This is a genomic window from Pseudonocardia lutea, from assembly GCF_042658055.1.
In the GTDB taxonomy this organism is placed as follows: domain Bacteria; phylum Actinomycetota; class Actinomycetes; order Mycobacteriales; family Pseudonocardiaceae; genus Pseudonocardia; species Pseudonocardia lutea.
Genome location: NZ_JBHSQK010000087.1, coordinates 34,323 through 54,927, shown reverse-complemented (window position 1 = coordinate 54,927; position 20,605 = coordinate 34,323). Strand labels below are relative to the sequence as shown.

Genomic DNA, 20,605 nt, shown 5'->3' with positions numbered 1-20,605 from the left:
GCCGCGGGCGTGGCACCCCGGTGGGGCGGACGAGCTCCTCAGGCCCCCGTGGAGCCGCCGACGACCGCGTCGGACGAGGGTTCGGCGGCGGGTTCGGCGGCGGGTTCGGCCACGCCGTCGCCCTGTCCCTCCTCGCCCTCCTTCGGCGGGGGCGGCAGGAGCGCCGCGACGTCCCCGCCGACGTCGTTCACCCGGGCCACGAAGGGCCGGGTCCTCGTGTAGGTCACCACCGAGATCGAGCAGGTGTCGACCACGATCCGCTGGAAGTTGTCGAGGTGGCTGGCGAGCGCGTCGGCCAGCACCGCCTTGATGACGTCGCCGTGGCTGCAGGCCACCCAGATCGCGTGCGGGCCGTGCGCCTCCGCGATCCGCCGCTCGTGGTGCCGGACCGCGGCGACCGCGCGGGCCTGCATGCCGGCGAGCCCCTCGCCGCCGGGGAACACCGCGGCCGACGGGTGTGCCTGGACGACCTTCCAGAGGTCCTCCTTGGCCAGCTCGGCGAGCTTGCCGCCGGTCCAGTCGCCGTAGTCGACCTCGGACAGGTCCTCCTCGACGAGCGGCACCAGGCCGCGGGCCTCGGCCAGCGGCGTGACGGTCTGCCGGCAGCGCAGCATCGGCGAGGTGACGATCTCGGCGAGCGGCAGCGGCGCCAGCCGCTCGACCACCGCCGCCGCCTGCTCGCGGCCCTTGTCGTCCAGCTCGACGCCCGGCGTCCGGCCGGCGAGCACGCCGGCGGTGTTGGACGTCGACCGGCCGTGCCGGAGCAGGATCAGGGTGGTCACGACGATCGAGCCTACGTGTCGGGGTCAGGTGGCGGAGACCGCGCCGATGCCCAGCGCCGCCATCAGCGCCACGCCGAGCGCGATCCGGTAGGCGACGAACACGTAGACGGTGTTCTTCTCCACGAACTTGAGCAGCCACGCGATCACGGCGTAGCCGACCACGCCCGCGATCAGCACGGCCACGATCATCTGGGCCGGGGTGGGCCCGTCCCCGGCGAAGACGTCGGGCAGCGTGAACAGGCCCGACCCGAAGACCGCGGGGAGGGCGAGCAGGAACGAGAACCGCACGGCCGCGGCCCGCTCGAGGCCGAGGAACAGGCCGACCGTGATCGTGCCGCCGGACCGCGAGACGCCCGGCACCAGGGCCATGGCCTGCGCGAAGCCGAGGATGATGCCGTCCCGCATCGTCAGCTCCTCCAGCGGGCGCACCTGCCGGCCGTAGCGCTCGGCCAGGCCGAGCAGGATGCCGAACACGACGAGGGTGGTCGCGATCAGCCAGAGGTTGCGGGCGACCGTCTCGATCTGGTCCTTGAACAGCACCCCGAGCACGACGATCGGGATGCTGCCGAGGATGACCATCCAGGCCATCCGGTAGTCCTGGGTCGCCCGGACCTCGGGGTCGCGGAGCCCGCGGAACCACGTCGCCACGAGCCTGCCGATGTCCCTGGCGAAGTAGACGAGCACCGCCAGCTCGGTGCCGATCTGGGTGACGGCGGTGAAGGCGGCGCCCGGGTCGTGGCCGAAGAACAGCCCCGACACGATCCGCAGGTGGCCGGACGAGGAGATCGGCAGGAACTCGGTCAGTCCCTGGACCAGGCCGAGCACCACGACCTCGAGCCAGCTCATCGGACGTCCCCCCGGGTCTCGGTCACGGGGCGTCACGGTAGCGAGGGCGGGGGCGGGCACCGCGGACCCACCCCCGGGTGGCAGGCTCGTCGGGTGCTGCGCAGGAGGGTGGGCGGGTCCGGGTTGCAGGTCTCGCGCATCGGCCTGGGCACCATGACCTGGGGCGAGGACACGGACGTCGAGGGCGCGGGCGAGCAGCTCGTGGCCTTCGTCGAGGGCGGCGGCACGCTGGTCGAGACCGCCGACGTCTACGGCGACGGCGCGGCGCAGGAGGTCCTCGGCGCGCACCTCGAGGCCGGCCTCGTCGCGCGGGACGACCTGGTGATCGCCGCGCGCGGCGCCCCGCCGGCCGGCGCCCTGGGGCAGCAGGCGGCCCGCGGCGCCCTGCTGCACGGGCTCGACGCGACGCTGCGCCGGCTGCGCACCGACCGGGTCGACCTGTGGCAGCTGCCCGGCTGGGACCCGCAGGTCCCGCTCGAGGAGACGCTGTCGGCGGTCCAGGTCGCGGTGCTGAGCGGCAAGGTCCGCTACGCCGGCCTGGTCGCGCCGGCGGGCTGGCAGCTCGCCACGGTCACCGAGCGGGCCCGGGCCGTGGGCAACGTCGTGGTCCCGGTGTCGGCGCAGGCGGAGTACTCCCTGCTGCACCGCGCCCCGGAGGCCGAGCTGCTGCCCGCGGCCCGGCACCACGGCCTGGGCCTGTTCGCCTGGGCGCCGCTCGGCCGCGGCGTGCTGACGGGCAAGTACACCGACGGCACGCCGGCGGACTCGCGCGCCACCTCGCCGGTGCTCGCGGCCTACGTCGAGGCGCGGCGCAACGAGCGCAGCGCCCGGATCGTGCAGTCCGTGCTCACCGCCGCGGACGGGCTCGGGACCTCGCCGCTGGCCGTCGCGCTGGCCTGGGTGCGGGACCGGCCCGGGGTCGCCGCCGCCGTCGTCGGGGCGCGGGACGCCGCCCAGCTCGCCGCGTCGCTGGCCACCGAGGCCGTGTCCCTGCCGCCGGAGATCAGGGCCGCGCTCGACGACGTCAGCGCCGGCCCCTGACCGAATCGCGACGCTCGCCCCCAACCCTGGCCCCGCGCGCCGACACCCTCGTATGGTGGGTCCGTAACCCCTGGTTCACCGGGGGTCGCGAGCACTGCAGGAGGTGACCGGTGGCAGGTACCGGTGCGACGGAGGCGGTCGATCTCGACGGGAATCCCCACGTGGAGGGGGACTGGGAGTACCGCCCCCTCCGGATCGACGGCGACGTGCCCCGGCTGACGGCCGCGGTGCGCCTCGCGATCCAGGCCGAGTACGCGGGATGGGAGCTCTCCCGGGTCCGGCTCTACCCCGGCGGGGTGCGCAAGGTCTGGCTGCGCCGCCGGCGCACCGGGCAGATGCTCCCGGAGCTGTCCTACTAGCTCCGCCGTCCGCTCCGCCCGGTCTCCCAGTCCACGGGCGGCGGCGCCCCGGCGCCCTTCGGTCCGGGGACGCCACGGAAGCCGTACGGGGCGGGTTCGCGCCCGGGCTGCACGAACCAGCACTCCCCCGGCTCCCCGCGCTCCAGGACCGCCTCCACCGCGGTCGCCACGTCCTCGGCCGTGAGCAGCGGGAAGTCGCCGAACTGCTCCTTGGCGCGGGCGATCAGCGGGGTGTCGGCGAAGCCGGGGCACACGGCGTTGACCACGATGCCCTCCGGCGCCAGCACCGGGGCGGCCGAGCGGACGTACCCGACGACCGCGTGCTTCGAGGCCGTGTAGAGCGCGTCCCCGGGCATCGGGACCAGACCGGCGAGGGAGGCGATGGCCACGATCCGGCCGCCGCCGGCCCGGCGCAGCGCCGGGACCGCCGCGGTCAGCCCGAACACCACGTGGTCGAGGTTGACGCCCATGATCGCCCGGTAGCCGGCGAGGTCGAGATCCGCGATCCCGGACTGGCCGGAGGTGATGCCGGCGTTCAGCAGCACCACGTCGAGGTGCCCGCGTACCCCCTCGGCCGCCTCGACCAGGGCGGTCACGGCCTCGGGGTCGGTGACGTCGGCGACCCGTGCCGTGCCCCCGATCTCGCCGGCGACGAGCTCGGCGGCGTCGCCGTCCCGGTCGGCCACGACCACGTGCGCGCCCGCCCCGGCCAGCCGCCGGGACGCGGCCGCGCCGATCCCCGAGGCGCCCCCGGTGACCAGGGCGACCTTGTCGGTGAGGTCCATCATCGGTTCCGCCGGCTCCGTCCCGTGTCGTTGCTCACGCCGTGCGCAGGAAGCGCTCGAGGACCCGGGTGCCGAACTCCAGCGCGTCGACCGGCACCCGCTCGTCGATGCCGTGGAAGAGCGAGGCGAAGTCCAGGTCCGGGGGCAGCCGCAGGGGCGCGAACCCGAAGCAGCGCATGCCCAGCTGCTGGAAGGACTTCGCGTCCGTGCCACCGGAGAGCATGTAGGGGACCGCCCTCGCCTCCGGGTCCTCGGTGCGCAGCGCCGCCGCCATCGCGTCGACGAGCGCGCCGGAGAACTCGGTCTCCACCGCGGGCAGGTCCTGGATCCACTCGCGCTCGACGTCCGGCCCGAGCAGCTCGTCGACCTCCCGGAGGAAGGCCTCCCGACGGCCGGGCAGCACCCGGCAGTCGACGGTGGCCTCGGCCGTCGACGGGATGACGTTGGCCTTGTAGCCCGCGCTGAGCATGGTCGGGTTCGCGGTGTCGCGGACCGTGGCGCCGACCATGCGGGCGACCGGGCCGAGCTTGGCGAAGGCGCCCTCGATGTCCTCGTCCGGGAACTCCATGCCGGTGAGCTCGCGGATGTGGTCGGCGAAGGCGCGCACGGTGTCCGTCACGATGAGCGGGAACCGGTGGTTGCCCAGCCGCGCGACCGCCTCGGAGAGGATGGTCACGGCGTTGTCCTCGTGCAGGAAGGAGCCGTGGCCGGGCTTGCCCTTGGCGCGCAGCCGCATCCAGGCCATGCTCTTCTCGGCCGACTCGATCAGGTAGACGCGGCGGTCCTGGCCGAGGGTGAGGGAGAACCCGCCGACCTCGCCGACGGCCTCGGTGCAGCCCTCGAACAGGTCCGGCCGGTGCTTCACCAGCCACTGGGCCCCGTACGAGCCACCGGCCTCCTCGTCGGCCACGAAGGCGAAGACGAGGTCGCGGGGCGGGACGTGGCCCTCCCGCTTGAACTGCCGCGCGACCGCGATCGTCATCGCGACCATGTCCTTCATGTCGACGGCGCCGCGGCCCCAGACGTAGCCGTCCTGCACCGCGCCGGAGAAGGGGTGCACGGACCACTCGCTCGGCTCGGCGGGCACGACGTCCAGGTGGCCGTGCACCAGCAGCGCGCCGCGCTCCGGGTCCGCCCCCTTCAGCCGGCAGAACACGTTCGCGCGGCGGGGCCCGCCGGACTCGAGCACCTCCACCTCGTAGCCGACCTCGGAGAGCTTCCCGGCGACGTACTCCGCCGCCTCCTGCTCCCCCGTGACGGTCGCCGGGTCGCCGGTGTTGGACGTGTCGATGCGGATGAGGTCCGAGCAGAGCTCGACCACCTCGTCCACGGCGCTGCGCGGGCCGGTCATGACCATGTTCCTACCACCCCGGGCCCACACGCATGCCCCCTCCGCGGGGGCCGGGTCGGCTCCGCTATGCTTCAACGGTCGCACCGGGCGGGCCCGGGCGGTGCAGGTCCGAGTGGCGGAATGGCAGACGCGCTAGCTTGAGGTGCTAGTCCCCGAGTAGGGGGTGGGGGTTCAAGTCCCCCCTCGGACACAGAGAACATCTCCCCGATCACGACCCCGGTCCGGTGGACCGGGGTCCCGTCGTTCTCGGGGGTCTCGTCGTTCTCGGGCTCCCGTGATCGGCGGTGGGGTGCGCCGAGGGCCGCCGGCGGAGCCCGGGGCGCACGCAACCGTCGATCAGGCCGTGACCGTGGCCGAGGCGGCGGCGGTGGTCGTGGCGAGGCGGCGGGCCGGGCGGGCGCGGCGGAGGAGGCCGGCCAGGAGGACCAGGCCGCCGGGGAGGGTGCTCACCACCGTCAGGACGCCGTAGACCACGGCGGCGGACAGGCCCTGGGCCGCGCCGAGACCGACCGCGCCGAACGCGACGGCGGCCACGGCCTCGCGCGGCCCGAACCCGCCGACGTTGACCGGCAGGCCCATCACGAACAACGCCAGCACCAGGAGCGGGAGCAGTTGCGCGGTGGGAGCGGTCGCGCCGACGGTGCGGGCCGCGACCAGGAACAGGCCGAGGTACCCGGCGAGCGCGGCGAGGGAGAGCAGAGCCACACCGGGCCAGGCGTCGCGGGCGAGGAGTCCGCGGCGGGCGTCGGCGAGCAGGGTGCCCAGGCCGCTCCGGACCCGGCGGACGCGCAGCGCGACGACCACGGCCGCCCCGAGTACCCCGAGCGCCGGGGCCCAGACCTGGACCGGCACGGACAGCGCGGACAGCACGGACGGCTCGCCGACCAGCACGACCGTCCCGACCACCACGAGCGCGATCTGCCCGGCGACCTTCTCCAGCATCACCGCCCGGGCTCCGCGGCCGACGTCGCCCACCGCGCGGCCGTGCTCCACCGCCCGGCCGACGTCGCCGAGGATCCCGGCCGGGAGCACCGAGTTGAGGAACAGCGCCCGGTAGCAGTGCGCCACGGCCGGGCCGAGCCGCAGCGGCATCCCGAGCCGCCGGGACACGAGCACCCAGCGGGCCGCGCCGGCCACGGTGGTCGCGGCGCCGATGCCGAGCGCCGCCAGAACTGCGGCGAGGTCGACCGCCCGCAACCCGTCGAGGACCGGACCCGCCCCCAGCCGCCAGACCACCAGGACGAGCAGCGCCACCGCTGCCGCCGTCCGGACCCGCGACGACCCCAACACCGCCCGCGCTGCAGCACCCACGGACCGCGCTATGGCTCCATGACTCGTCTCGGCCGCAGGGCCCGAGGGCCTGATGGGTCCGTACTGCGGCTCGACACCAGGGTCCGAGGGCGTTACGGATCCATACTGCGTCGCCGGGGTCGGCAGGACCGGAGCGCTCACGACCGCACCCCCTCGAGGATCGCGGCGAGGGCGGCGGAGGGGACCTCCCAGCCCGGCACCGTCGCCCGGCGCTCGCGCGCGGCGCGGCGGAGGCGGGCGCGCAGGGACGGGTCGTCGAGCCAGGCCTGCAGCCCGTCCGCGAGCCCGCGGGCGTCCGGCGCCACCAGCAGGCCGGGCACCTCGCCGGAACCCGTGGTGCCCAGGGCCTCCCGCACCCCGCCGACATCGCTGGCGAGCACCGGGACGCCGCGGGCCAACGCCTCCAGCACCACCATCCCGAAGGCCTCCGCGCGCGAGGGCAGCACGAGCAGGTCGGCGACCGCGTAGGCCTCGGCGAGGGCCGCGCCGGCGAGCGGGCCGTCGAGCCGGACCCGGTCGGCCAGACCGTGCCGGTCGAGCGCGCGCCGGACCAGGTCGACGTGCGCGGGCGCGCGGCCGAGCGGCCCCACGAGCCGGCAGCTCCACGGCCGCGACGCGACCCGCGCCAGCGCCCCGACCAGCAGGTCCTGCCCCTTCGTCGGGGTCACCGAGCCCACGCAGAGCAGGCTCGTGCCGTCCGAACCCGGGGCCAGGGGCGCCGGATCGGCCCCGGGCGTGACCACCGGGACCTCGCGCAGGCCGTGCAGCGACTCCAGCCGCCGGGCCGACCACGTGCTCGTCGCGACGACCGCGGCCGCGGCGTGCAGCACCGCCCGCTCGCGACCGGCCAGCGCGGGATCGGCACCGGCCTCGTCGGCGAGCGGCAGGTGCACCAGCACCACCGGCCGCAGCCGCCCGGCCTCCGGCACCACGACCTCGGGGACCCCGCAGGCCACGAGCCCGTCGAGCAGCACCACGGCGCCGTCCGGGAGCGCCGCCAGCGCCGCCGCCAGTGCCGCGCGGTCGGCCGCCGAGGGGTGCGGCCAGCTCCCGCCCGCCGCGATCTCGTGCACCCCGCCGAGCCGGGCCAGCACGCGGCGGTCGTAGACGTTGCCGCCGGAGGGCCGCCGCGGGTCGTCGACGTCGGCGGGCAGCACGGCCGCCACCACGGGCGCGGACACGATCACGGGAGGGACCGCTCGTAGCTCGCCCACGCCACGTGGGACTCGTGCAGCGTCACCACGATCCCCTCCAGGCCCCGGGCGCCCTCGCCCAGCTCACCGGCGGCGACCCGCTCGGCGAGCCGGTCGGCCACGACCTTCGCCAGGAACTCGGTGGAGGTGTTGCGCCCGGCGAACGCGGGATCGTCGTCGAGGTTGCGGTAGGTCAGGCCGCTCAGCACCGCCTGCAGGGCCGCGGTGGCCAGCCCGATGTCGACGACGAGGTCGTCGGCGTCGAGCTCGCGGCGTCGGAAGGTCGCGTCGACGACGAACGTGGCGCCGTGCAGGCGCTGCGCCGGGCCGAAGACCTCGCCGCGGAAGCTGTGGGCGACCATCATGTGGTCGCGGACGGTGATCCCGAACAACGTGCTCCTCCTCGCGGTGTCAGTAGTCGACACGGTGGAGGAGCCCGGACGGTTCACCGTCCGCCGCGAGAACCCGCGGCAGGTCCGTGGGCAGCGCGTCGAAGGACCCCTCGCTCGTGACGAGGGCGTCGTAGCGCGGATCGGCCAGCAGGCGCAGCGCGAGGGCGATCCGGTCGCCGAAGGTCCGGCGGGCGCGCCGGGCGGCGGAGACCATCCCGACCTGGCTGCTGCGGATGGTCAGCCGGCCGGGATGGAAGGCCTCGCCGAGCGGCACGCGGACCGGGCGGTCGCCGTACCAGGACATCTCGACGACCTCGCCCTCCGGCCCGAGCAGCTCCAGCGCCCGGGCGAGCCCCGCCTCGGTGGCACTGGTGTGCACCACCAGGTCGCAGCCGCCGGCCGCCTCCTCGGGCGGGACCCATTCGACGCCGAGGGCGCCGGCGACCGCCGCCCGCGCCGGCAGCGGGTCGACCAGCTGGACCCGCACGCCCGGGAACCCCGCGAGCAGCGCCGCCACGCAGCAGCCCACCATCCCGCCCCCGACGACGGCGATCCGGTCCCCGACCAGGGGCGCGGCGTCCCACAGCGCGTTGACCGCGGTCTCCACGGTCCCGCCGAGCACCGCCCGGGCCGGCGGCGTGCCGTCGGGCACCGGGGTCACCGCGGAGGCGGGGACGACGTACCGGGTCTGGTGCGGGTACAGGCAGAACACCGCCCGGCCGCGCAGCGCGGCCGGCCCCTCCTCGACCACGCCGACGTTGAGGTAGCCGTACTTCACCGGCGCCGGGAAGTCGCCCTCCTGGAACGGCGCCCGCATCGCGGTGTGCTGGCTCGCCGGCACCCCGCCGCGGAAGACCAGCGCCTCGGTCCCCCGGCTGACGCCGGTGTGCAGGGTCCGGACCAGCACCTCGTCCGGGCCCGGGGCGGGGACCTCGACCTCGTGCAGCGAGACGCGCCCCGGGGCGTCGAGCCAGAGCGCGCGCTCAGCCATGCCCGGTGCGGCCGTTCCGTCGGTCTCCCCGGGGCAGGTACCGCAGGAACACCAGGTTCCCGATCCGGCGGGTCTCGGCCAGGGTCATCCGCGACGTCGGGCCCTGCGGGAAGTCGGCGGGGTTGACGAACCGCGGCGCGTCCCGCTGGCCGACGAAGAAGGGCGCGTAGACCATGTGCAGCTCGTCGACCACGTCGGCGGAGAGGAAGAGCGTGTGCACGGCCCCGCCGCCCTCGACCATCAACCGTTCGATCCCGCGCCCGTGCAGGTCGGCCAGCATCCGCGGCAGCTCCAGCGGGTCCCCCGCGCCGACGACGGTCGCGACCCCGCCGAGCTTGGACCGCACCTCGTCGAGGGTGGAGTCGCAGGTGTACACGAAGCGGGCGGTGTCCCCCGCGGTGAAGAAGCGCGCCCCGGGGTCGACCTTGCCGCACCGGGTCAGGGTGACCTTCGCCGGTGTCTCCGGCCGGCCCGCGGCGACCCGCGCGCGGCGGCGCTCCGCCGAGCGGACGAGCAGCCGCGGGTCGTCCGTGCGGATGGTGTTGGCCCCGACGAGCACGGCGTCGGCCCAGGCCCGCACGTCGTCGACGCGGTCGAGGTCCTCCTCGTCGGACAGGATCAGGCGCGCCTCGGCGACGTCGTCGATGTAGCCGTCGAGGGACACGGCCGCCGAGGCGATCACGTACGGGCGGTCCATGGTTCCGCATCGTGCCGTCTCGGGGAGTCCCCGTGCCACGTGCCGGGCGGGGACTGCCCCGGACGGCCCAGCGCGGTTCCTCCGCCGCCGCCGTGCCGTGCGGCGCGGGGTCGCCGGCCGCCGGTACCGTCGGCGTGGTGCCTCCCCCGGCGCAGGACCCGAGCCCGGCCCGCTCCGGCCCGGTGGTCGTGCGGACGGACCCCGGGCTGTGGTTCCTGCTGTCGCGCGAGCGTCGCCGCGACCGCGCGACCGTGCCGTGGGACGGCGACGCCACCCTCGGGCACGTGGTGCAGAGCCTCGGCGTGCCGCTCACCGAGGTCGGCGGGCTGCGGCTCGACGGCCGCCCGGCCTCGCCGCAGGAGCGGCCGGTGCCGGGCGCGGAGCTGGAGATCCTGCCGGTGCAGCGTCCCCAGGAGGTGCCGGGCGCCACCGGCTTCCTGCTCGACGTCGGCCTCGGGACCCTCGCCCGCCGGCTGCGGGTGCTGGGGATCGACGCCGCCTACCGCAACGACGCCGCGGACGCCGAGCTGGTCCGCGAGGGCGCCGCGCAGCACCGGATCGTGCTCACGCAGGACCGCGGTCTGCTGATGCGCCGCGCGCTGTGGGCCGGGGCCCACGTGGCCGGCGACCGGCCGGACGACCAGCTCGCGGACGTCCTCGACCGCTTCGCCCCGCCGCTCGCCCCCTCGACCCGCTGCACCGCCTGCAACGGCGAGCTCGCGCCGGTCGCCGCGGAGGAGGTGGCCGGCGGGCTGCAGCCCGGGACCCGGCGCAGCTACGCCGAGTTCGCGCGGTGCCGCTCCTGCGGGCGCGTGTACTGGCACGGCGCCCACGGGAAGGGCCTGCAACGGATCGTGGAGGCGGCGCGCGCGGTCGTCGGACGCCGGTCGGCGCAGCCCGGCCGCTGAGGCGTCACCCGGCCGGCGCCCGCCGGCGCGTGCGGCGGAGCAGCCAGGTCACGACGGCCGCGGAGACCATGCAGATCCCGACCACCCACAGCCCGAGCTTGTTGTTGCCGGTGGCGTCGGACAGCGCGCCGGTGACGTACGGGGCCACGAACCCGGACAGGTTCCCCAGCGAGTTGATCAGCGCGATCCCGGCCGCGGCCGCGGCGCCGGTGAGGTAGGCCGTCGGCAGCGACCAGAAGCCGGGCAACGCGGCCAGCACGCCGCAGGCACAGATCGTGACCGCGACCATCGCGAGCCAGGGGTTCGCGAGGTAGAGCGCCACGGGGATCGCCAGGCCGCCGATCAGCGCCGGCACGGCCACCCGCACGGTCGGGTTCGTCGAGCGCCGGGTCCACACGATCATGACGACCAGGCCGACGACGTACGGGATCGCGTTGATCAACCCCTGCTGCACGGTGGTGAAGTGGGTGCCGTACTGCGCGGAGAAGCTCTTGATGATCGTCGGCAGGAAGAAGCCGAGCGCGTACAGGCCGTAGACCACACCGAAGTACACCCAGGACAGCGCCAGCACCCGCGGGCTCCGGAGCGCCCCGAGCACGGACCTCGGACCGGCCTCGGAGACCTCCCGGCCCTCGGCGGCGAGCGCACGCTCCAGTGCGTCCCGCTCGGCCTGCGGCATCCAGGAGGCGACGGCCGGCCGGTCGGTGAGGGCGAACCACACCACGAAGGCCAGCAGGATCGCCGGGATGCCCTCGAAGAGGAACATCACCCGCCAGCCGGTGAGCCCGAACAGCCCGTCGCCGTGCTCGATGATCAGCGACGACACGACGGCGCCGAGCGCGGTGGAGATCGGGATCGCGGTCATGAACCACGCCGTCATGCGGGCCCGCTGCGCCGCCGGGAACCAGTACGTCAGGTACAGGATGATGCCGGGGAAGAAACCGGCCTCGGCCACGCCGAGCAGGAAGCGCAGCACGATCAGCACCGTGGCGTTCGGCGTGAACGCCATGAGAGTGGCGATGATCCCCCAGGTCACGAGGATGCGGGCGATCCACCGGCGGGCGCCGAAGCGGTGCAGCATGAGGTTGCTGGGCACCTCGAGCAGCAGGTAGCCGATGAAGAACACCCCGGCCGCGACGCCGAAGAGCGTGGCCGACAGGCCCAGCTCCTCGTTCATCCCGTTCGGCCCGGCGAACCCGATGTTCACCCGGTCCAGGTAGTTGACGAAGTACAGCAGGATGAGCAGCGGGATCAGGCGGCGGCCGGCGCGGCGCACGCCGGAGCGGACCAGCGGGTCCTCGGTCCCGACGGCGGTGTCGGAGCTCATGGCAGGGTTCCCTCCCCAGACGGATCCGGTCAGCAGACCGTGCGCGGGTCGAGGATGCCCCGGGACCCGCGTGCGCGCTGGACGGAGCAGGGCGACGCCCTCCAGGAGGGGCTACGGCCGCCGGGGCGACCGTCGCCGCTCACGGGTCAGCGGGCGGCCAGGGCCTCGAGCGACTCGGTGGCCCTCGCCCGGAAGCGCTCGACGGCCGCGAGCTTGACCTCCTCGTAGCCGCGGACCTCGTCGGCCAGCTCGGCGATCGCGACGACGCGGTCCACCGTCTCCGGCGTGAGCGACCCCAGCGCCGCCCGCACCAGCGCCTGGTACTCCCCGACCAGCGCCCGCTCGGTGCGCCGGACGGCGGCGTGTCCGAAGACGTCGAAGGGGGTGCCGCGCAGGCCCTTCGCCGCGCGCAGGCCGCGGAAGGCCAGCTCGGCGGTGCGCCCGGAGAGCCGGATCTTGTTCTTCATCCCGAGCGCCCGGAGCACCGGCGGGTGCAGCAGGACCGACACACTCGCGTCCGGCCCGAACTCCGCCGCGCGGCGCGCCTTCTCGACGGGGTCCAGGTGCAGCCGCGCGACCTCGTACTCGTCCTTGTACGCCAGGAGCTTGTGCAGCCCGCGGGCGTAGGCGAGCGCCACCCGCTCGCCGGCGGCGCCGGCCTTCTCCGCCGCGATCGCCGCGACCCGGCGGACCTCCTCGGCGTACCGGGCGGCCAGGGCCTCGTCCTGGAAGCCGGTGAGGTCCTCGACCCGGACCGCGACGGCCTCGTCGAGGCCCTCCGGGAGCAGCGCGGCGAGCTCCCGCGACCGGGCCGACACCTCCACGGTCGCCCGCACCGGCGGCAGCGCGGCGGCCAGGACGGCCTCGCGGTCGAGCACCGCGGCCCGCCCCCACCGGAACGCGGCCAGGGTCTTCTCCACCGCCGCCCCGTTGAGCCGGATCGCCTGCTCGATCGCCTCGGCGCTCACCGGCAGGCAGCCGTGCTGGTAGGCCGCGCCGAGCAGCAGCACGTTCGTGGGCATGTGGTCGGCGAACAGCGCCTCGGCCAGCCCCTGCGCGTCGACGTGCAGGTTCTCGTCCCCGGTCACCGCGGCGATCCGCTCGAGCGCGTCGTCCGGCGAGCCGGGCAGCACCACGCGCCCGGTCACCATCGCGGCCGTCGGCACGATCGCGCTGTTCACCACGGCCACGGTGTGCCCCGGCCGCGCGACGGCGAGGTTGGCCGCGTCGGCCGTGCCGAGCAGGTCGAAGCCGATCAGCACGTCGGCGGTGCCGCGGGAGGCGCGCAGCGAGCCGCGGACCGGCTGCTTGGCGATCCGGACGTCGGACACGACCGGGCCGCCCTTCTGCGCCAGCCCGACCTGCTCGAGCCCCGCGGCGAACCGGCCGTCGAGGTGCGCGGCCATCTGCAGGATCTGCGACACCGTGACCACGCCGGTCCCGCCGATCCCGGGCATCCGGATCAGCGTCTCGGCGCCGTCGAACCGCGGCTCGGGCTCGACGAGTGCCACCGGCAGCGGCGGGACCTCGCGGCGCGCCGCGGTCCCCGGCTCGACCAGCAGGAACGACGGGCAGTCGCCCTTCAGGCAGGACAGGTCCGCGTTGCACGAGGCCTGGTGGATCCGGGTCTTGCGGCCGAACTCGGTCTCCACCGGCTGCACGGACAGGCAGGTGGACTTGTCCCCGCAGTCGCCGCAGCCCTCGCACACCCGCTCGTTGACGACGACCTTCTCCGCGGGCGTGGGCAGCGCGCCGCGCTTGCGCAGCCGCCGCTCCTCCGCCGCGCACCGGTCGTCGTGGATCAACACGGTCACGCCGTCGAGGGCCGCGAGCTCGGCCTCGGCCGCGGCGAACTCGTCGCGGTGCCGCACCGAGGCGATCGGGTCGAGCGCGACGCCCCGGTACCTGCCCGGGTCGTCCGTGGTGACCACGATGCGCCGGACGCCCTCGGTGGCCAGCAGCGTGGTGATCTCCGGGACCGACAGCCGCCCGACGGCCTGCTGCCCACCGGTCATCGCGACGGCGTCGTTGTAGAGCAGCTTGAAGGTCATGGTCGCGCCGCCGGCCACCGCCGCCCGCACGGCCAGCGAGCCCGAGTGGTGGAAGGTGCCGTCACCGAGGTTCTGCACGAAGTGCCGGTCGTCGGTGAAGGGGGCGAGGCCGAGCCACTGCGCGCCCTCGCCGCCCATCTGGGTCAGGCCGATCCGGTGGCCGCGGCCCTCGCCGTTGATCGCGATCATGGCGTGACAGCCGATGCCCACGCCCACCAGCGTGTCGTCGCTCGCGCGGGTCGAGGTGTTGTGCGGGCAGCCGGAGCAGAAGTACGGGGTCCGTGAAGCTCCCGCGATCGGCAGCCCGATCCGCGAGGGCTTCTTCGGCTCGATCGCCGACAGGTGCACCGCCGCGGTCCGGGGCAGCCGGTCGGGACCGAGGCGGGCGGCGATCGCCCGCGCCACGTCCTCCGCGCCCAGCTGCCCGCGGGCGGTCAGCAGCGGCCGGTTGCGCTCGTCGCGCCGGCCGACCACGAGCGGCGCCCCCGGCACCCGGTAGAGCGCCTCCTTGAGGTGCCCCTCCAGGAACGGCACCTTGTCCTCGACGACGAGCACCTCCTCCAGCCCGGCGGTGTGCGCGGCGAGGTCCTCGGCGTCGACCGGGAAGGGCATGGCGAGGCGGATCAGCCGGACGCCGAGGTCGTCGAGCGCGGCCTCGTCGAGCCCGAGGTCCTCCAGCGCGCGCTGCACCACCGCGTAGCCGGTGCCGCTGGCGAGGATCCCGAGGCGGGCCCGCCGGGCGGTGAAGGTGACCCGGTTGAGCCCGGTCTCGCGGGCGTAGGCGCGGGCCAGGTCGAGGCGGCGGGTGAGCATGTCGTGCTCGGCGTCGAGCGCGGCCGGGCCGACGAGCGCGCCGACGGCCGGGCGGGGCCGCGCCGGCGGCATCGGGATCCCGACGCGCAGGCCCTCGACGTCGACGGTCGCCGAGGCGTCGGCGATGTCCGCGACGATCTTGAGCCCGGTCCACAGCCCGCTCGCCCGGGACAGCGCCACGGCGTGCAGCCCCAGCTCGACGATCTCGGGCACGCTGCCCGGCGCGAGCAGCGGCATCGCCAGGCTCTGCGCCATCGGCTCGCACGAGCTGGGCACGGTCGAGGACTTCGACGCCGGGTCGTCGCCGATCAGCGCGACCGCACCGCCGAGCGTGGCGGTGCCGGCGAGGGTGCCGTGCCGGATGGCGTCGGCGGCCCGGTCGAGGCCGGGGTTCTTGCCGTACCAGAGGCCGACGACGCCCTCGTGCCGGCGGCCGGGCACCTCGCCGAGGAGCTGGGTGCCGGCGACCGCGGTCGCGGCGAGCTCCTCGTTGACACCCGGCTGGAACACCACGCCCGCCGGGTCGAGGAACCGTCGCGACCGCAGCATCTCCGAGTCGAGCCCGCCGAGCGGCGAGCCCTGGTAGCCGGACACGAACACGCGGGTGTCCAGCCCGCGGGCGGTGTCGAGCCGGCGCTGCTCGAGGGTCAGCCGGACCAGCGCCTGGATCCCGGTGAGCAGGACGCGGCCGCGGTCGGCGGCGTAGCGGTCGTCGAGGGTCACGGTGGTGTCGATGCTCAAGCTCGGCTCCCGTCGCTCCCGGGGCGCCGGTTCCCGGCGCGCGTGGCGTCGAGCACACCGGAGCGACCGAGTCGGACGCAAGCAAATCCGGGGAAGTGCCCGGCAAGACGCAAACCAGATCGCTCTATGCTCGATCGCGAGTGAATTTCTTGCGCGAGGAGGACCCGTGCCCGAGATCGACTCCATCGACTCCATCGACCGCCGGCTGCTCGCCCTGCTGCAGGAGGACGGCCGCCGCACCTACTCGGACATGGCCGGGATCGTCGGGCTGTCGGTCGCGGCGGTGAAGCGGCGCGTCGACCGGCTGCAGGAGGTCGGTGTCATCACCGGCTTCACCGCGCAGGTCGACCACGCCAAGCTCGGCTGGGGCGTCGAGGCCTTCACCGAGCTGCGGTACGCCGGCACCACCCGGGTCGCCGACATCGTCGCCACCGCGAGCACGGTGCCGGAGGTGCAGTCGATCTTCACCATCGCCGGCGACCCGGACGCGCTGGTCCGGGTCCGGGTCCGCGACGTCGCGCACCTGCAGGAGGTGATCGACACCCTGCGCACCGCCGGCACGGTCACCGGCACCAAGACCCTCCTGGTGCTGGGGGCGTGGAACCGCGGCGCCTCCTGACTCCCTTGACCCGCCCGCGGGCGGCCGACGACGATCACGGCAGCCACGATCTCCGGCGGCTGCGACGAGGAGGTCCTGTGACCGAGCCGACCACCTTCACGATCACCGGCCGCGACGGCACGGAGGTCACCGCCTACCGGTGGGAGCCCGAGGGCACCCCGCGCGGGATCGTGCAGCTCACCCACGGGATGGGCGAGCACCTGCGCCGCTACGACCGGCTGGCCGGGGCGCTGACCGGGCGCGGGTTCGTGGTGCAGGGCCAGGACCACCGCGGCCACGGCGCCACCGCCGGCACCCCGGAGCGGTACGGCGTCCTCGGCACCACCGGGTGGACCGGCCTGGTCGACGACATCGGGATCCTGCTCGACGCCGGCAGGGCGGCCTTCCCCGGTGTCCCGGTCGTGCTGCTCGGGCACAGCATGGGCTCGTTCGCCGCCCAGCAGTGGGTGGTCGACCACAGCGGCGAGATCGACGGACTCGTGCTCTCCGGCACCGCCGCGATCGACCTGATGGAGCCCGGCCTGGACCTCGACGGACCGATGGACCTGTCCGCCTTCAACGCCCCGTTCGAGCAGCGGACCGGGTACGAGTGGCTCTCCCGGGACGCGGCGGAGGTGGACGAGTACGTCGCCGACCCCGCCTGCGGCTTCGGACTCGACGTCCCCGGGTCGAAGGCGATGTTCGCGGGCGGCCGGGCGCTGGCCGATCCGGCCCGGGTCGCCCGGATCCGCCCCGACCTGCCGGTGCTGATCACGGTGGGCGACGCCGACCCGGTCCACGGCGGGCTCGCGCTGCTGCACCCGCTCACCGAGCGGCTCGCGGCGGCCGGCGTCGAGGACGTGACCGTGCGGATCTGGCCGGGCGCGCGGCACGAGGTGTTCAACGAGACCAACCGGGACGAGGTCGTCGCCGACCTGCTGGGGTGGCTCGACCGGGTGGTCCCGCCCGCCTGATCCGCCGGGATCGTCCCGGGGGCGTGACATTCGGGGCGGTCGCGACGATTCCCCTGTCGTTCCCTGACGACGGAGGAGCCCGGATGGCCGACCTGCACGCCCGCGAGCCCCTGGTGTGCCTGCACGGGCTCGGTGGCAGTGCCCGCGCCTGGGACCGGGTGCTGCCCGACCTGCGCGCCCGCCACGAGGTCCGGACCGTCGCCCTGCGCGGCCACGTCGGCGGCGAGGGTTTCCCGGTGCGGGTGCACCCGACCGTCCCCGCGCTGGTCGACGGCGTCGAGGCGGCCCTCGACGCGGCCGGCGTCGGGAAGGCGCACCTCGTGGGCAACTCGCTCGGCGGCTGGCTTGCCCTCGAGCTGGCCGCCCGCGGCCGCGCGCTGTCCGTCGTCGCGCTGTCGCCGGCGGGCGGCTGGCTGCCGGACAGCGAGGAGGTCCACCGGGTCTGGCGGCTGCTGGTGCCGGCGCACGACCTGGCCCGCCGCACCGAGCGCCACCTGGACCGGGCCGTGCGGCTCGCGCCCGCGCGCAGGGCGCTGCTGCGGCTCGGCGTCGAGCACGGGGACCGGCTGGAGCCGGCCGACGCCGCCGCCTTCCTGCGGGACAACGCCCGCTGCCGGTTCCTGCGCCCGATCCTCCGGTCCGCGATCCCCTACGACTTCACGGTGCCCGCACCGGATGTGCCCGTCCGCATCGCGTGGTCCGCGCAGGACCGGCTGCTGCCCGCGCCGCGGTACTCCGAGCGGTTCCGCACCCTGTTCCCGGAGGCCGAGCGGCTCCTGCTGCCCGGCGTCGGGCACGTGCCGATGTACGACGACCCGGCGCTCGTCGCGCGGACGATCCTGGAGGTCACCTCACCCGACGCGGCTCCCGCCCGCGCCGGGGACACGCTGCCCACCCGCTCCTGAGTCACGCGAGCAGCGACTCCGGCACCTCGACGACCCGGCTGCGCAGGTACTCCCCCAGCCCCTTGGCCTGCGGGTCCGGCCGGGTGGAGGAGGCGACGCCCTCGCCGAGGATCCCGTGCACCACGACGTTGAGCGCCCGCAGGTTCGGCAGCGGATGCACCTCGATCGGCAGGTCCGCGGCCTCCGGTCCGAGCAGCTCCCGGGCCTTCTCCGCGGTGAGGAACCCGCGCAGCCACGCGTACTCCTCGCCCGTACGGGTCCAGACGCCGATGTTCGCGTCGCCGCCCTTGTCGCCCGACCGCGCCCCGCAGACCGTGCCGAGCGGCACCCGCCGGGTGGGGCCGCCGGGCCCCGGAGGGGTCGAGGGCCCGGCGGCGGTCCGGTTCCCGGCCGGCGTGGTCACCGGCGGGTCCGCCACGACCCGGCGCTCCCCGCCCGGCAGGACGACGGTGTGCACGACCGCCTCCCGCGGCACGGCGGCCGGCCGGTAGACGCCGTAGGCGGACTCGGCGCTCGGCGGGGTGGTGGTGTGGAAGCCCGCGTAGCCGCCCAGGGCGAGCTCCATCGTCGCGTTCGAGAAGGCCCGGCCGACCGTGCGCGGGTCCGGGTCCTTGACGGTGATCCGCAGGTGCGCGGTGGCCCGCTCGTTGGAGGGCGCGTCGGGCGTGTCGAACCGCAGCAGCCGGACGTCGACCTCCGCGAACCGCTCCCGCCCGCCCAGGACGTCGAACAGCAGCTCCTCGGCGAACGCCGCCTTGGCCTCGACGTCCAGCCCGGTCAGCACCAGTGTCATGGTGTTGCGGTAGCCGCCGGCGTCGTTGAGCGCGACCTTCAGGGTGGGCGGCGGCGCGCTGCCGCGGACGCCGGAGATCGCGACCCGGTCCTCGCCGTCGGGCCGCAGCCGGATCGTGTCGAAGTGGGTGGTGCAGTCCGGGCCGAGGTAGGCGGGCGGGCCGATCTCGTAGAGCAGCTGGGCGGTCACGGTGCCCACGGAGACCAGCCCGCCGGTGCCGGGATGCTTGGTGATCACCGACGAGCCGTCCGCCGCGACCTCGGCGATCGGGAAGCCCGGGTAGCGGCGGTCGGTGATCTCGTCGAGGAAGGGGTAGTTGCCGCCCGTGGCCTGCGGCCCGCACTCGATCACGTGCCCGGCGGCCACCGCGCCGGCCAGCGCGTCGAAGTCCCCCTGACCCCAACCGTGCCACCAGGCCGCCGGCCCGACGACGAGCGACGCGTCCGTGACCCGGCCGGTCACCACGACGTCCGCCCCGGCCGCGAGGGCCTCGGCGATCCCCCAGCCGCCGAGGTAGGCGTTGGCGGACACCGGCTTGCCCTCGACCGGCGGGGTGATCGCGCCGAGCGCGCCGCGCAGGTCGTCGCCCTCCACGAACGCGACCTTCGCCCCGGTGCCGAGCGCGTCGAGCGCGGCGGCCAGCCCGGCCGGGTTGAGCCCACCGGCGTTGGAGACGACCTTGATCCCCTTCTCCAGGCAGAGGCCGAGGACGTCCTCCATCTGGGTCAGGAACGTCCGCGCGTAGCCCGCGGCAGGGTCCTTGGCCTGCGCCTTCGCGAGGATCACCATGGTGAGCTCGGCGAGGTAGTCCCCGCAGAGCACGTCGATGTCGCGCGAGCCCGGCCCGCCCTCGACCATCTCCCGCGCCGCCCGCAACCGGTCCCCGTAGAAGCCGGAGCAGTTCCCGATGCGGACCGGCCTGTTCCGGTCGACCCCGGTCATGCGGTACCTCCCACGAACAGCCCCGGCTCCCGGCCCCGCCCGGGCTCGCCCGCGAAGGCCTGCCCGATCTCCACCCATTCCTGCGCGGCCGGCCCGGTGACCACCAGCGCGAGGTCGTCGCGGTGCCGCCGTTGCGTGATGAGCAGGGCGAAGTCCAGGGCGGTCCCGGTGATCCGGTCCTCGGCGTCCTCCGGCCCCCAGGCCCACAGCGACCCGTCGGGGGCGTCGAGCTCCACCCGGACCGGCGCGGCCGGCAGCTCGCGGCCGTGGATCGCGTAGCTGAACGCCCGCGCCCCGACGCCGATGTGCGCCACGTGCCGCAGCCGGGCGCTCGGCTCGCGGATCACCCCGAGGGCGTCGGCGATGTCCTGGCCGTGCGCCCACGTCTCCATGATCCTCGCGGTGAGCGACGACGCCGCGCTCATCGGCGGCCCGAACCACGGCACCCGCAGCCCGGGGTCGAGGCCCCGGAACACCTCGACCAGGCGCTCGCGGGACAGGTCGAACCAGCGCAGCAGCTCGCCGCCGGACAGGTCGCGGAACCGGGCCGCCACCGCGTCGGGGTTCACCCCGCCCTCGGCCTCGATCCGCTCCAGCTCGGCGCGGAACGCGTCGGGATCCGTCGCCGACTGCACCGCGACGTCGTCGAAGTAGGCGAGGTGGGAGACCTGGTCGGCGATCGTCCAGCCCTCGGCCGGGGTGTCGCGGGCCCAGCCGTGGTGGTCCAGCGGGGCCAGGAGCGCGCGCAGCTCCGCGGACTCCGCCGCGAGATCGTCCGCCAGGGCGGCCATCGAGACGGGCATGC

General features: G+C 75.4%; 19 protein-coding genes and 1 tRNA gene. 7 read left to right on the top strand and 13 right to left on the bottom strand.

Going from position 1 to position 20,605, the window contains the following annotated elements; genetic code table 11:
• Positions 1-38: 38 nt before the first annotated feature.
• Entirely contained in the window at positions 39-782 is a 744-nt protein-coding gene (locus ACFQH9_RS26930; protein ID WP_379570294.1) for a histidine phosphatase family protein, read from the bottom strand.
• A 24-nt stretch (positions 783-806) separates the two neighbouring features.
• Positions 807-1,628, bottom strand: coding sequence for an undecaprenyl-diphosphate phosphatase (locus ACFQH9_RS26925; RefSeq protein ID WP_379570292.1), 822 nt, complete (start codon positions 1,626-1,628; stop codon positions 807-809).
• Positions 1,629-1,721: 93 nt separating this feature from the next.
• On the opposite strand from ACFQH9_RS26925, the gene ACFQH9_RS26920 reads away from it, so the two are divergent.
• On the top strand, positions 1,722-2,669 hold the full coding sequence (locus ACFQH9_RS26920) for an aldo/keto reductase (RefSeq protein WP_379570290.1): 948 nt from the start codon (positions 1,722-1,724) through the stop codon (positions 2,667-2,669).
• A gap of 110 nt (positions 2,670-2,779) precedes the next feature.
• On the top strand, positions 2,780-3,028 hold the full coding sequence (locus ACFQH9_RS26915; protein ID WP_379570288.1) for a DUF5703 family protein: 249 nt from the start codon (positions 2,780-2,782) through the stop codon (positions 3,026-3,028).
• Here the strand turns inward: ACFQH9_RS26915 and ACFQH9_RS26910 are convergent.
• Together ACFQH9_RS26910 and ACFQH9_RS26905 are read right to left on the bottom strand one after the other, a co-directional pair.
• The gene (locus tag ACFQH9_RS26910; RefSeq protein WP_379570286.1) at positions 3,025-3,816 is read right to left on the bottom strand and encodes an SDR family NAD(P)-dependent oxidoreductase; all 792 of its coding nucleotides are present in this window, start codon (positions 3,814-3,816) and stop codon (positions 3,025-3,027) included. The genes ACFQH9_RS26915 and ACFQH9_RS26910 overlap by 4 nt on opposite strands.
• A 31-nt stretch (positions 3,817-3,847) precedes the next feature.
• Complete coding sequence (locus tag ACFQH9_RS26905; RefSeq protein ID WP_379570284.1) at positions 3,848-5,164, bottom strand: M20/M25/M40 family metallo-hydrolase; 1,317 nt, start codon at positions 5,162-5,164, stop codon at positions 3,848-3,850.
• A 106-nt stretch (positions 5,165-5,270) separates the two neighbouring features.
• On the opposite strand from ACFQH9_RS26905, the gene ACFQH9_RS26900 reads away from it, so the two are divergent.
• Positions 5,271-5,354, top strand: a tRNA-Leu gene (locus ACFQH9_RS26900).
• 146 nt (positions 5,355-5,500) lie between these two features.
• Here the strand turns inward: ACFQH9_RS26900 and ACFQH9_RS26895 are convergent.
• From ACFQH9_RS26895 to ACFQH9_RS26875, 5 genes are all read right to left on the bottom strand, one after another.
• Positions 5,501-6,418, bottom strand: coding sequence for a lysylphosphatidylglycerol synthase domain-containing protein (locus ACFQH9_RS26895; protein ID WP_379570282.1), 918 nt, complete (start codon positions 6,416-6,418; stop codon positions 5,501-5,503).
• A gap of 194 nt (positions 6,419-6,612) precedes the next feature.
• Positions 6,613-7,662 carry a glycosyltransferase family 4 protein gene (locus tag ACFQH9_RS26890; RefSeq protein ID WP_379570280.1) on the bottom strand — a complete coding sequence of 350 codons (1,050 nt, stop codon included), beginning with the start codon at positions 7,660-7,662 and terminating at the stop codon, positions 6,613-6,615.
• Positions 7,659-8,060 (bottom strand): 6-pyruvoyl trahydropterin synthase family protein, encoded by a 402-nt coding sequence (locus ACFQH9_RS26885; protein WP_379570278.1) that lies wholly within the window; start codon positions 8,058-8,060, stop codon positions 7,659-7,661. The genes ACFQH9_RS26890 and ACFQH9_RS26885 overlap by 4 nt, the downstream gene beginning before the upstream one ends.
• A 19-nt stretch (positions 8,061-8,079) precedes the next feature.
• Positions 8,080-9,051 (bottom strand): zinc-dependent alcohol dehydrogenase, encoded by a 972-nt coding sequence (locus tag ACFQH9_RS26880; protein WP_379570276.1) that lies wholly within the window; start codon positions 9,049-9,051, stop codon positions 8,080-8,082.
• Positions 9,044-9,748: a RibD family protein gene (locus tag ACFQH9_RS26875; RefSeq protein WP_379570274.1), complete on the bottom strand. Its 705-nt coding sequence runs from the start codon at positions 9,746-9,748 to the stop codon at positions 9,044-9,046. Before ACFQH9_RS26875 ends, ACFQH9_RS26880 begins: the two co-directional genes overlap by 8 nt.
• A gap of 137 nt (positions 9,749-9,885) precedes the next feature.
• Here ACFQH9_RS26875 and ACFQH9_RS26870 point away from each other — a divergent pair, with 137 nt between their 5' ends.
• On the top strand, positions 9,886-10,656 hold the full coding sequence (locus ACFQH9_RS26870; RefSeq protein ID WP_379570272.1) for a Mut7-C RNAse domain-containing protein: 771 nt from the start codon (positions 9,886-9,888) through the stop codon (positions 10,654-10,656).
• A gap of 4 nt (positions 10,657-10,660) precedes the next feature.
• On the opposite strand, the gene ACFQH9_RS26865 is transcribed toward ACFQH9_RS26870, so the two are convergent.
• Both ACFQH9_RS26865 and ACFQH9_RS26860 read right to left on the bottom strand, forming a co-directional pair.
• Positions 10,661-11,983, bottom strand: a complete 1,323-nt coding sequence (locus ACFQH9_RS26865; protein ID WP_379570270.1) for an MFS transporter — start codon at positions 11,981-11,983, stop codon at positions 10,661-10,663.
• Positions 11,984-12,129: 146 nt separating this feature from the next.
• Entirely contained in the window at positions 12,130-15,588 is a 3,459-nt protein-coding gene (locus ACFQH9_RS26860; protein ID WP_379570268.1) for an indolepyruvate ferredoxin oxidoreductase family protein, read from the bottom strand.
• Positions 15,589-15,754: 166 nt separating this feature from the next.
• On the opposite strand from ACFQH9_RS26860, the gene ACFQH9_RS26855 reads away from it, so the two are divergent.
• The 3 genes from ACFQH9_RS26855 (at position 15,755) to ACFQH9_RS26845 (ending at position 18,065) form a co-directional block, all read left to right on the top strand.
• Entirely contained in the window at positions 15,755-16,207 is a 453-nt protein-coding gene (locus ACFQH9_RS26855) for an Lrp/AsnC family transcriptional regulator (protein ID WP_379570266.1), read from the top strand.
• Between the two features lie 77 nt (positions 16,208-16,284).
• Entirely contained in the window at positions 16,285-17,160 is an 876-nt protein-coding gene (locus ACFQH9_RS26850) for an alpha/beta fold hydrolase (protein WP_379570264.1), read from the top strand.
• Positions 17,161-17,243: 83 nt separating this feature from the next.
• A complete protein-coding gene (locus ACFQH9_RS26845) occupies positions 17,244-18,065 on the top strand; it encodes an alpha/beta fold hydrolase (protein WP_379570262.1) in 822 nt (273 codons plus the stop codon).
• Between the two features lies 1 nt (position 18,066).
• Here the strand turns inward: ACFQH9_RS26845 and ACFQH9_RS26840 are convergent, their stop codons facing one another.
• Together ACFQH9_RS26840 and ACFQH9_RS26835 are read right to left on the bottom strand one after the other, a co-directional pair.
• Positions 18,067-19,800: an acyclic terpene utilization AtuA family protein gene (locus ACFQH9_RS26840; RefSeq protein ID WP_379570260.1), complete on the bottom strand. Its 1,734-nt coding sequence runs from the start codon at positions 19,798-19,800 to the stop codon at positions 18,067-18,069.
• Positions 19,797-20,603 (bottom strand): TIGR03084 family metal-binding protein, encoded by an 807-nt coding sequence (locus tag ACFQH9_RS26835; RefSeq protein ID WP_379570258.1) that lies wholly within the window; start codon positions 20,601-20,603, stop codon positions 19,797-19,799. Before ACFQH9_RS26835 ends, ACFQH9_RS26840 begins: the two co-directional genes overlap by 4 nt.
• Positions 20,604-20,605 lie beyond the last annotated feature (2 nt).

Coding starts and splice junctions, on each gene's coding strand:
- ACFQH9_RS26910 (WP_379570286.1), bottom strand. CDS start 3,816: ATGATGGACCTCACCGACAAGGTCGCCCTGGTCACCGGGGGCGCCTCG.
- ACFQH9_RS26875 (WP_379570274.1), bottom strand. CDS start 9,748: ATGGACCGCCCGTACGTGATCGCCTCGGCGGCCGTGTCCCTCGACGGC.
- ACFQH9_RS26880 (WP_379570276.1), bottom strand. CDS start 9,051: ATGGCTGAGCGCGCGCTCTGGCTCGACGCCCCGGGGCGCGTCTCGCTG.
- ACFQH9_RS26905 (WP_379570284.1), bottom strand. CDS start 5,164: ATGACCGGCCCGCGCAGCGCCGTGGACGAGGTGGTCGAGCTCTGCTCG.
- ACFQH9_RS26845 (WP_379570262.1), top strand. CDS start 17,244: ATGGCCGACCTGCACGCCCGCGAGCCCCTGGTGTGCCTGCACGGGCTC.
- ACFQH9_RS26840 (WP_379570260.1), bottom strand. CDS start 19,800: ATGACCGGGGTCGACCGGAACAGGCCGGTCCGCATCGGGAACTGCTCC.
- ACFQH9_RS26925 (WP_379570292.1), bottom strand. CDS start 1,628: ATGAGCTGGCTCGAGGTCGTGGTGCTCGGCCTGGTCCAGGGACTGACC.
- ACFQH9_RS26865 (WP_379570270.1), bottom strand. CDS start 11,983: ATGAGCTCCGACACCGCCGTCGGGACCGAGGACCCGCTGGTCCGCTCC.
- ACFQH9_RS26835 (WP_379570258.1), bottom strand. CDS start 20,603: ATGCCCGTCTCGATGGCCGCCCTGGCGGACGATCTCGCGGCGGAGTCC.